This is a genomic window from Neptuniibacter sp. QD37_6, from assembly GCF_047778085.1.
Taxonomy (GTDB): Bacteria; Pseudomonadota; Gammaproteobacteria; order Pseudomonadales; family Balneatricaceae; genus Neptuniibacter.
This window is the reverse complement of sequence record NZ_CP180550.1, coordinates 663558-674880: the sequence shown is the minus strand read 5'-3', so window position 1 is coordinate 674880 and position 11323 is coordinate 663558. Positions and strand designations below refer to the sequence as shown.

Genomic DNA, 11323 nt, shown 5'->3' with positions numbered 1-11323 from the left:
AATGTCTCAAGCAAGTGAAATCTTTAACGACCCAAAACTATTAGAACAACTAAAATCGCTAATGCAAGAAGCAGATTCAGCCATTTTAGACGTTTATCATAGCAGCGATCTAGGAGAACAAATAAAGGAAAATAACTCACCCGTAACGCAGGCGGATCTTGCAACACATCAAATATTGGTTAAAGGCTTAACAAAACTAACACCCAAAATACCGGTAGTCAGTGAAGAAGATAATAACTCTCTCAATATTCCTAACGAACATTCTATTTACTGGTTGATCGACCCATTAGACGGCACAAAAGAATTTATTAACCGGAACGATGAATTCACATGCAATTTAGCTTTAATAGAAAACAACACCACTACCCTCGGGTTTGTGACTGTGCCAGTTCGAGGTGAACTTTATTTCGGAGGCCAAGGGCTAGGAGCCAGCTTAAGAACAACATCCGGAACCGAAAGCCCCATACGATATCAAAACAAGCCGGGCGTTACGCGTATTGTCGCAAGCAAGAGTCACTTAAACGAAGATACACGTGCTTTTATCGACCGCCAAGAAGGAACAATCGAGTTGATTCAGGCAGGTAGCAGCCTTAAATTTCTGAAGATCGCTACAGGTGAAGCGGATCTATACCCACGCCTGGCTCCTACATGTGAATGGGATACTGCTGCGGCGCAGGCAGTGCTCGAAGGTGCTGGCGGAAAAGTATTACAAGCAGAAAATCTGACGCCATTACGATACGGCAAAAAAAATATTTTAAACCCTCACTTCATAGCCTGTGCCAATTAACACAGGCTTTACCACCGCAGGAGAAGCTGTTGGCTTAATTGCCGGTTGCACGATGGAGGGGGAAGAGCGCTAATGACACCCATTTTATGAGTTGGCTTTGAGGCAGATCAGGCCACCGCTGTAGCCACCAATCTACATTTACTACCACCAAACTTATGCGAGCAAAGTGCACATAAAAAACAAATTTATTGACTAAGCTGTGTCTATGCCACTTCAAAGTGTTATTTTACAACCAAACTTAAACTGGTTATTCAATGGAAATATAACGTTAACAACATTATTACGACTGAATACGGATATATCCCTTGAGGTATAAGTTATTGCCGCGTAACACTACGCCCTTTTGCCCCGTAAATGTATCGTATCTAAACTCATTGATTCAAACACTACTAATACGATTCGATTCTCTCTTATGGCAGGTACTAGCTACTCTTTAAAGCAATAGATAAACCTAGAACTACGAATCTTGTTAATTCTTAGTACATTCCAGCAACTATACTAGGCCGTCAACTTGCAATAAAAGGCTTTTTCGGAAGCATTAAAACTGTCTTGCACTTACACAATTAGCAATAAGTGAAAAACTAATAAACAGTTAACCGCACACTCTTTTAATCGCGGAGCACGTTTTATCAATTTCAAGCTGCGTTAAAGATGGGTGGCATAAAAACATCAAACTGGTTTCACCCAGCTCCTTAGCAAAAGGAAGCCTTTTTTTAGGCCGCAAGTCAGTATTATCAAACGCCTTCTCTAAATAAACCTCTGAACAAGATCCAGAAAAACAGGGCACACCCAAAGAATCGATTTCATGCATAATTGAATCGCGTAACTGCTCATCTCCATTAACAAATACATAGCACTTGTATGCAGCATGCTCAAAATCTTTAGGTATTTTTGGCACACGAAGAGCGTTACAGGCATTAGCAGTTGCCCATATCTGATTAGCATACCGAAGTCTAACGCTATGCCATTCAGCCATCCGCTTCAATTGTATGCGCCCAATCACTGCTTGCATCTCTGTCATACGCCAGTTAGTACCAAATGACTCGTGTAACCAACGAAACCCTGGAGGGTGCTTTTGTTCGTAAACGGCCGACCAACTTTTACCATGATCTTTAAACGACCACATTTTTGACCACAGATTCCGATCATTAGTTGTGACCATACCACCCTCGCCGCCAGTCGTCATGATCTTATCCTGACAGAAAGACCAGCAACCTATATCCCCAATAGATCCAACCGCCTTCCCCTTGTACTTAGCACCATGAGCTTGCGCACAATCCTCAATTACAAATAAGCCCTTATCTTTGGCCAATGCTATGATCTGATCCATATCACAAGGCCACCCTGCCAAATGCACACAGATGATAGCTTTGGTTTTTGATGTTAAAACTGCCGAAATAGTTTCACTTGTAATGTTCTGGCTATCCCCATCAATATCCGCAAAAATGGGATGAGCACCGACATTGACAATACTTGAAACAGATGCAAGAAAAGTACGAGACGTTACAACGACTTCATCACCTTCACCTACACCTAATGCATTCAGGGCAAGATCTAGTGCAACAGTGCCATTAGACACAGCAATAGCATATTCTGCTTGAGCAAAGTCAGCAAATTCACATTCAAATTTGCGCCCCTCCTGACCCGTCCAATAATTAACTTGATTTGAGAGGATAACATTACGTACAGCCTCAGCCTCTTCTTCCGTGTAACAGGGCCAAGGAGTAAATGGTCCGTTTAACATTTATTTAAACACCGTCTGCATAATATATTGAAGGTCACGCTGCAAAGACCACTTACGAATATACTCCAGATTGATTTTTACTTTATCAGGCCAGATCACATCTCTGTTAAAGCCTTCTGGATCATCTTGCTCAACAAGCAGCTCTTCTTCATTACGATACTTAAGCGTAGCCGGGCCAGTAATTCCTGGTCGTATTGATAGCATTGCTCGCTCTTCTCCTTTCAAATTATCAGCAAAACCAGGCACATCAGGCCGCGGGCCGACAAAACTCATATGCCCTAAGAGCACATTAAATAACTGCGGTAACTCATCAATTTTAGTTCGCCGAAAAACAGCCCCAAGAGCTGTAATCCTTGGATCTCCGAGTTTAGTTACCGTTGTATCGATCGAAGCCATTGGACGCATGGTTTTTATCTTGATCACTCTAAAAGCTTTCCCATTCCGCCCGACTCGTAACTGAACAAAGAAACCATTAGAACGTGTATCATAGCTGGCTGCGAGCCATGCAATAAGAATTAACCACCATAGTGCTAGTAAACCGCATATAGCAAAGAGCAGGTCAAAAGCCCGCTTCTGAATCTCCTGCCAACAACTTAATTTAACACTATTAGAAAAGGAAGAATCAAAGGTAATCATAACGCTTTAGTGTTTCCCCTACCAAGGATTCAAGTTTGGCCACCTCTTCTTCACCCAGAGAACTTCGACCCTTCCCCAAACTATCAGATGATACCCCTATCACAGCTTGTAAAATTTCTTCAGCATTTACCTGTTTACCCAGAAATTCAAAAATACGACCAAGTTCATCACCTGGTTGTCGCACAAAATCTTCATATCTAACACGAAGAACTTTCCCTTCCGGCATCGCAGAGAAGGCCGCCTCAGATTCTTCAACACAACGCTGCCACTGAAGAGCGCATACCTCGTTCAAACTGTGTCGTTTCAAGATATTTTGCATGCCCTCTAAGGCGGGCCCCCAGAAGGCAAGACGCTTTTCTCTTGAAATAAATCGATATATTCGAGCCCATAAGTACCTTAAACCATAATAAGGCAAATCAGTTTTCGGAACGAAGTGAACTTTTTCAAGAATGTATGGAATGTCCAGTTTGGCCGTCCAACGTAATTTAGCCGAACCTGTCGCATCAATACCATCACGATATATAAAAATGTATTTCGCATCAGGCAGAACCTCATTAACGAAAGGGACTCGCAATGAGTTTGCACAGGTTTTCTCTACTACAATATCAGCATTATGCTTGGCTGCAATTTTATAAAACGCTTTATTAATATATTTCTTAACTGACTCATTGGCCTTAGACACCGGCAACTCATCTGACGGAAAGCGAACATTACCATGGCGCCATATATAGTTTATTTCATCACAAGGCCAAGTAGCTATCCCCTCAAATGATGTGAGTACGTCGCGTAACATGTTTGTGCCTGACCGAGGAGCCCCAATAATAATAACTGGCTTCACAATAATAGTCCTTATATAACACCCGCATACTATGCGGCCAAAATCAAATAATCATAAAACTTCTGAAAATAAAGACTCCAGCCTAAGGCGAACGGCCTCTTCAGAGTAATTTTCAAGAAAAAGCGACTCCACCTTTGTATCAAACAGACTACGAAACTCATCTATTTGATTTGCTAGTTTATGTATATTGACAACCAAATCATCTATATCGTCAACTTTCACTGAAACACATGCTTCATTAAGAACAGGAGTAGAATTAACCATCCACAAAATAGGTATTGATGCTCTAAGATATTCAAACGACTTTCCTAAACTAACACCGTATTCGTATATTTGTTTCCCATGCAACCCACAGAAACCCACATCACAAACTCTTAAGAATGGGATTACTTGATTAGGAGCCAACTTCTCTAGCACAACAATATTCTTCGAGCCTTGCACTCTTTCAAGAAGCCAATTTTTTCTTATTCCATCCCCCATAAAAATAAAGACTACATCCTCCCTTTCAATTTGCTCTGCTGCAAAAACTAAATTTTCAAACGCATTATCCCTATCAAAAGAGCCACTATAAACAATCTTAAGGCAAGAAGAATTCTCTATAGAGTCAATGCTATCCAAAGGAAAGGAACAAACAGATAACGGAGGCTTATACAAAGCCTTAAGTTGAATATCAGACTCTTCGGTTAAAGGCGGAAGAGATGTATTGGGAATAAACCTGAACTTTTCGCCTATAACTTTTGGCCACTGAAGATATAAACTATCCAAAGGACTTACAACTCTCACGGAGAACTTGTATATAAGGAATTGAGCTAGGAAAAGAACATATGTGTAAGGGTTTAAAAGATGCTTTTTGGACATTTGAATCTGTGTTAATGGCCATATATCTCTCACATCCGTAACCAAAGTGGCTTTCCGAAAATAAGCCACAACCAAAACAAAAAAAATCAAATCCTGAGGTGGACAGGAAAAAACAAGTATTGAGTTTTTTGGGATCAACTTACGGGAGTTAAAAATGAGGAAAAAACCATAAATATATTGACAAATAATCCTCATTATAATCGATTTATATTTTGGTACTTTCAGCCAATAAAAAGGTATTTCATCAATAACTTCTTCAGTTACGACACCAGTAACATCAGGCTCTTTATGATATTTATGAGAGTAAGAAGACGATATGATACGTACGTTACAAGAGCCCAATAACGATTTCGCCTGATAGAAACTCCTCAAATTAGGGCCATGATAAGGACTACCAGCATTATAATTAACAAAAACAATGTTTTTAGAGGCTAGCATATAAATCCCGTAACCGATTTTCTTGACTATTCCATGTTAAACCAGATAGATCTTTAACATCATCAGAGTCCATCACGCTTTCAAACTGAAAAATCGCTGCTTTTAAAGACTCAACCGAGCCATCGACAACTAAACCCAGATCATATTCAGCAATTACTTTATTAATCTCTGGAAAATCAGACCCTATAATCTTAAGCCCGCTAAATGCGTATTCAAACAGTTTGTTAGGAAGACAGTAATAATCGCTTAAAGAAACATTTTCAATAACACATAACCCTACATCCGCCCCACGAGCGAACTTGACAACTTCATCATGTGCCACAGGTGGATGGTGATGAATATTATTATTCTTTGCACTATATGCTTTAACTAGAGGCTCCAAATCCCCGCTCCCAAGGAATACTAAATGCCTAGCGCCCTGATACCCCTCGAAAGCAGCGAGAGTATTTTCAATACCTCGACCTTTTGATAAATAACCTATATATATAAATACTAATGAATCCTCAGATATACCAAAACGTGAACGCAAATGAGACTCACCACTAGTAGATAGAACTGGTGAATTAAGTACTATTGCGTTTTTTTTAGGTGAGAAATTAGTGAAATACCAATCTCTGATCGAACTACTTACAGTAATAAAAGCATCTACTCTCCACCAACAAAGCTTCTCCAATAGCTTTGTACCGAGCCTCATAAAGTTGGACTGGCCATTTTTATTACTCTCAAGTTCATGCGCATCATATATCAGGTCTGCTGATAATATCATGGCAAGAACCGTAGCTGCAGGCAAAACAAGCGTGTCGTGGGCATGAATTACCTTAGGTCTAATAGATAGCCCCTTCCAGACAATCCAAAATGATAATTCTAGCATCTTAGCTATATGCTTAAGACTTCTCGGAAAACGCTTAATTCTCGAAACTTTAGAATCAATGATTTTATATGTCACATCAGAATGTAATTTCTCTTGAGAAAAATTTTGTGACTTAACAGAAAAGCTATATAGGCTAGCATCGTCTAGATTCAAGAGAGCCTCGATCTCTTTCTCAATTCGACTATCATCGGTTACGTCTGTATGAGTAATATGCATGATTTTCATACAAGACCACCAACCTTCTCAGCTGAGTTAACTCGTTTTATAGCCTCTTCAAAGTCAATATTAAGCGCATCTAAATACCACTTAATACTCTCGTAGCGAGGAGCATTTTCAAGATTAACAAGCCTCAAGGCTTCCTCTCGAGTTCTTAACCCTTCCCTAATTTCGTTACTTCGGAAGGTATCATGCTCAGTAAACCCTGCCATAGTGTAGTACACATAATTATAAAAGGCTGCCGTTGCATCCCCGATCCGCCAGGAACTGTCGAGATCTGCTGCAAATTCCCAATTATATTCGCGAAGAGTAGAATCCACTTCCTCCTCAACCCACTGATAATAATCAAAAATATGAAAATAATCAGTTTTCTTATGTATACTCCGCCAATATTCACCACTCAGCGTATCTTTAAGAGACGAATTAAAATAAGAAGGATTTTTTAGAAATTGAGCAAATCGTCTTCTCTGGTAATCCAATTGTTTTTGCAATCCACTGGAATATACTTTGTCATTTTCAAAAGCAGGCGGAATACCTAAGAATCCTGTTTTAAAATGCGTAACCTCCATAGGATTAACTCCCCAAAGGTTAAGGGATATACCGGTCTGGCGCTTAACAGTTTCTACATGGCGAAAGAAATGCTTATCCCCTGCGGTTAATAAACTCATCATTCCAAGATGTGGATTTTTAAGCCATGCAACCAAGTTTTTCCTTATATTCCGTCGTTTTATTCCGATATCAGCAGCGATAACAATATTTTCAACACCGAGCTCTGCGCACATACGGCTTATATTCCGACGCCCCAAATCAGTAACCATCCCCCAGTCATAAGTGTACGCAATAGGATTGAGTCCTAATTCTCTGCAAATTAGATGCAATCCAAATGAACTATCCCGACCGCCGGAAAAAGGAACTATACAATCTCGCTTACCACTTCGTCTGTAAGGCTCAATAAGCCTATAGAGTTCATCTTTTTTTCGTGGAGAGTTACTTATTTTATAGTTATTACAGTAGTTACATACGCCTTCATCATCGAAATGAATAAATGGCATTGTGCTAGGCAAAATACACTTCGTACAGCGCTGAAGTTCATGTTTTTTGTATTCAAGAAGTGAATCTTCGGATTTTATATATTCAAATTTCGGTAGATAATGTTCGCGATTATGGGCAGTTTTTATTTCCGACAAATCCAACCCACCACTAAAAGCAAAATCCAACACTTTAATACCAAAATGTTGATCAGGGGTCTCACCAAAAACAGATTCAATAGGAAATGACTCAGATGAAAAGCTAAAACCACCTTCACTTTCTAAGACATAAAAGCTACCGTTATTGCTGATAAAAACGATTTTCCCGCGAATGGTATCAAATAGCACTGCTGATACCACACCCTCACAACGTTCAAGAACTCTTTTACCAGACAGTTCAATATCAAGCCCTGACTGAATACCATCAAGGTATAGATCTAGGATAATTTCACTATCAACCTGTGTTTGAGGAACTATATCAAGCTCTGCATAAAGCTCTACAAAGTTACAAATTATTCCATTGTGAATTAATATAATTCCATCTTTAACTACTGGCTGGTTATCTTCAATTGAATTTGTTGCAAGTCGACTATGGCCAGCCAGCAGACATACATCTGATATCTTATGCTCTTTAAACAATCTACCAAGGGAAAAAGGAGCCTTTGTAACACAAACGTGACCAGTTCGGTCAGCCTCCACCAGCCCTGATGAATCCTGGCCTCGCTCAAGGGCATACATACCAAGCTCCCTTATTTTATCTACATCAAGGGATTGGGTACTAATACCACCAAAGATTCCACACATAATGACAACCTATAATTAATAATAACTTTCCAGAGTTAAGCGTACGCAAAACCTAATTTCAATCCAAAACCATTAAGACAAACAAATCACAATTCCCATTAAGCATCTGTATGTATAACTATGATTCAAATACTTAATATACCATCTAGCAAAAAAAAAAATCAGAAAAATCTACTTTTTAAAATCAAAACCAGTCATAAACAGGCCTAGGGCGAACCACAAAATTGACCAAGTAAAAAACGTAGCTAAAACCCCTAACAACAACACAGTCGTAAAAAATAAAACGTTTTGAAAACTTTCAAATCTAGCAGCTAACAGAACGCCTTTCATCTCACACTTTCTATCTTTAAGACGCTCCAAATATGCGCAGCATAGATAAAATACAAAAAGAAAAAAGCCGATTAAACCTGTATGCGTTAGCAACGTCGCAGGTAGACTATGAACATAGCTTCCACACCCAGTTGTCAAACAATCTACATTCATATTCCCAAGCAATGGTGAAAAAGAAAAGTGAACTATAAAATTATCTAGTAAAGCTAACCTAGAAGCGATTGATGAAATTTCACCGGAACCAAAGCCTCCTAACCTAGTCATTCCTAGGTCAACATTTAGGTAGCTTGCCAACATTAATACAAGGAAAGTAAAAACAATTATGGAACCAATAAGAAAAGCAATCAAACGTACCATTAGCCCTCTACAGAGCACTCCCTTAAAACCCAATGAGCTAGACGCAAGAAGGCATTGAACTGAGGTCAACTTCAGCATCATGATTGTTGCGAAGCCCACCATCCCGAGCCCCGCGATCAAAACCGTAGCATTATTTGACCCAAACATCTGAGAAACCAGCAACGCTAACATTGTATAAGCTATAAACAGGGAAAGTACAATTGTACCTGAAAGGTAAGACCATATAGACATATATCGCGGTCTCATAGATACGAATTGCGTATAGAGCATAAGCACAAGAATATAGCTCATAACCAAAAAATTCCCCGGTCGCTGGTAATGACTATCCTCACTATCTATCAATATAATATCAGCACGCAACTTGGAATTAAGCTCAAAAAAAACTTCAATTAGAAAATACAAGCTGACAGCAACATAACTTATAAAAAGAAATGAAAATAGATTAAAGTAATTACCAACTCGAATAGCGTTTACCCGGTGCTGACCGTTTATAATTGAGAGAACCGCGCCAATAGCATAGAAAAGCAACACACCACCAGTAGTCCCTATAGTTGATGCCTTTAAAGATGCCACCGTCCCCTTATCAATACCAATTCTTAGAACAAAGTAGGCCCAAAATAGAAGAAGGATAAATACTGATTGACGAACTATGATCAATCGGTGTACGGCCATCCGCCATAATAATAAAACACCAGCCAAACCCCAAAAAGCCCCTAACACAGGCAAACCGGAAGAACCCTTCCCTAAAACGCTAATATTACTTTTAAAGAAAAAATCTAACAAAAATAGAGCCACGAAGCTGAGTACAAGATAAAATAACTTCATTCTCCTAGAACCGACTTAAACAGAACCCTCTCCTCTTTAGACCTAAGGTTCGAGTTATGCCATAACAACGTAAAGCACCCTCCTTTATTCTGGCTTTCCTGTTTTAACCCTAACATCAAGTCAAGCGCTTCTTTGCCACAGCCCAATCCTGCATACGAATCGGATATCACAGAACACTCCATAACAATAAGAGGTCGCTGTTTCAATTGAAGTTTGGACTCACTCATCCAGCCCCACATGCTAAATTCTTTAGAAGTACCAAAACGGAAACCAGAGCAGTCAGCATAGCCTCCGGAAGCATCATACTGAAATCCAGCGGAATCTAAATAATCCGGAGTAACAGCAGCATCAAACATTAAATAATGCTGTCGATTACCTTTAATCTTTTGACGGATACCAGCCCTTCTTAAAGCAGCTTCCAAGATTTCTTTTTGCCTACGCATTTTATTTTTATCACGATAGGTCTGATAGCTACCATGAACACCTATTTCATGACCACGCGCAGCGATCTTTTTCATCAAGCTAATAATTTTATTATCAAATACTTCGTAACATCCATTGTTGGGCTCAATTGAAGTTGGAATAAAATAAAACGCAACCTTGAGATCAGCTTGTTCACATATATCCATATACCAATCAAATGTATAATTTCTATCGAACTGATAAATTGAAATTTTGTTAAATACGTAGCGATTGATTCGCTTCAACATTTCAAGCAAGCTACGACGCTTAATAAGATCTGCCACACAGGTTTTAAACAACTTCGGGAGAGTTTCTACCGTGCAATCATAGGGTTGATCAACATCACAACTCACGAGCATTGACGGTTTATTGCTACTCCGCTCGATATCACCCCATAGTTCACACATACAAAACCAAAGTATGTTGACATATTCGTTGACTATCGGGCGATTAAGAAAACTTTCTTTGTAAGCTATCGATGCAGTAGCTGGAAAGCGGTTGTGATGATCTCTATCTGGCATAACAAGCTCTTCATAGCGTGAAAGCATAAAAAAAATGCTACCGAAAACATCCAAGTTAAGATGAAGGCGATTGCTATATCTTACTAAGCCTGGCATACCATATAAAATAGGAAGGGGTTCCGTAACTATATTAGCATCGATACCATCACAGCTTGACTCCCAACTATCTAGAGGCAGCAACGGCATGGACTCAGGTTTTAACCAAGCATTATTCGCACGCTGAAAGAAACTCGTATCCAATGTCAGTTTGGCAGACTTTCCTTCTCTATAAATTTCTATTTTATCACTGCTATGCGTTTCTACCTCAAAAACTAAACCCAAAAACTCGCCCAAAATGACATCTAACGTATAAGACTGCTCTTTAAAAAGAATACCGGGAATTTTTACTTTAAACTCCACCTCTTCTTCCTCTCCGTGCAACAAGCTCATGGCTTTCCTTACCCTCTCCATTCACATATACAGAATACGCACATATAAAATACGACATACTTAAAAAATGGAAATTAAAGTTATAAATAGTTTATACGAAGCAACCATAAAAGAGGCCGTTAGATCGTGACGGGGTATAGATACTAATACGACTGTGAATTGAGGAGCAATTCTTACCC

Annotated in this window: 9 protein-coding genes; 1 reads left to right on the top strand and 8 read right to left on the bottom strand. The window is 39.3% G+C overall.

Going from position 1 to position 11323, the window contains the following annotated elements; genetic code table 11:
• The first annotated feature begins 1 nt into the window (after position 1).
• Positions 2-787, top strand: a complete 786-nt coding sequence (gene cysQ / locus ACMXYO_RS02960; protein WP_415886972.1) for a 3'(2'),5'-bisphosphate nucleotidase CysQ — start codon at positions 2-4, stop codon at positions 785-787.
• A 592-nt stretch (positions 788-1379) separates the two neighbouring features.
• Here the strand turns inward: cysQ and ACMXYO_RS02955 are convergent.
• From ACMXYO_RS02955 to ACMXYO_RS02920, 8 genes are all read right to left on the bottom strand, one after another.
• A complete protein-coding gene (locus ACMXYO_RS02955) occupies positions 1380-2531 on the bottom strand; it encodes a DegT/DnrJ/EryC1/StrS family aminotransferase (protein ID WP_415886971.1) in 1152 nt (383 codons plus the stop codon).
• Positions 2532-3167 carry a sugar transferase gene (locus ACMXYO_RS02950; protein WP_415886970.1) on the bottom strand — a complete coding sequence of 212 codons (636 nt, stop codon included), beginning with the start codon at positions 3165-3167 and terminating at the stop codon, positions 2532-2534. It abuts the gene before it with no gap.
• Positions 3154-4005 (bottom strand): sulfotransferase family protein, encoded by an 852-nt coding sequence (locus tag ACMXYO_RS02945; RefSeq protein WP_415886969.1) that lies wholly within the window; start codon positions 4003-4005, stop codon positions 3154-3156. Before ACMXYO_RS02945 ends, ACMXYO_RS02950 begins: the two co-directional genes overlap by 14 nt.
• Positions 4006-4056: 51 nt before the next feature.
• Positions 4057-5301: a hypothetical protein gene (locus tag ACMXYO_RS02940; protein ID WP_415886968.1), complete on the bottom strand. Its 1245-nt coding sequence runs from the start codon at positions 5299-5301 to the stop codon at positions 4057-4059.
• Positions 5288-6397, bottom strand: a complete 1110-nt coding sequence (locus tag ACMXYO_RS02935; protein WP_415886967.1) for a glycosyltransferase — start codon at positions 6395-6397, stop codon at positions 5288-5290. The genes ACMXYO_RS02940 and ACMXYO_RS02935 overlap by 14 nt, the downstream gene beginning before the upstream one ends.
• The gene (locus ACMXYO_RS02930) at positions 6394-8220 is read right to left on the bottom strand and encodes a hypothetical protein (RefSeq protein WP_415886966.1); all 1827 of its coding nucleotides are present in this window, start codon (positions 8218-8220) and stop codon (positions 6394-6396) included. The genes ACMXYO_RS02935 and ACMXYO_RS02930 overlap by 4 nt, the downstream gene beginning before the upstream one ends.
• 171 nt (positions 8221-8391) lie before the next feature.
• Complete coding sequence (locus tag ACMXYO_RS02925; RefSeq protein WP_415886965.1) at positions 8392-9732, bottom strand: hypothetical protein; 1341 nt, start codon at positions 9730-9732, stop codon at positions 8392-8394.
• Positions 9729-11144, bottom strand: a complete 1416-nt coding sequence (locus ACMXYO_RS02920; RefSeq protein ID WP_415886964.1) for a polysaccharide deacetylase family protein — start codon at positions 11142-11144, stop codon at positions 9729-9731. Before ACMXYO_RS02920 ends, ACMXYO_RS02925 begins: the two co-directional genes overlap by 4 nt.
• Positions 11145-11323 lie beyond the last annotated feature (179 nt).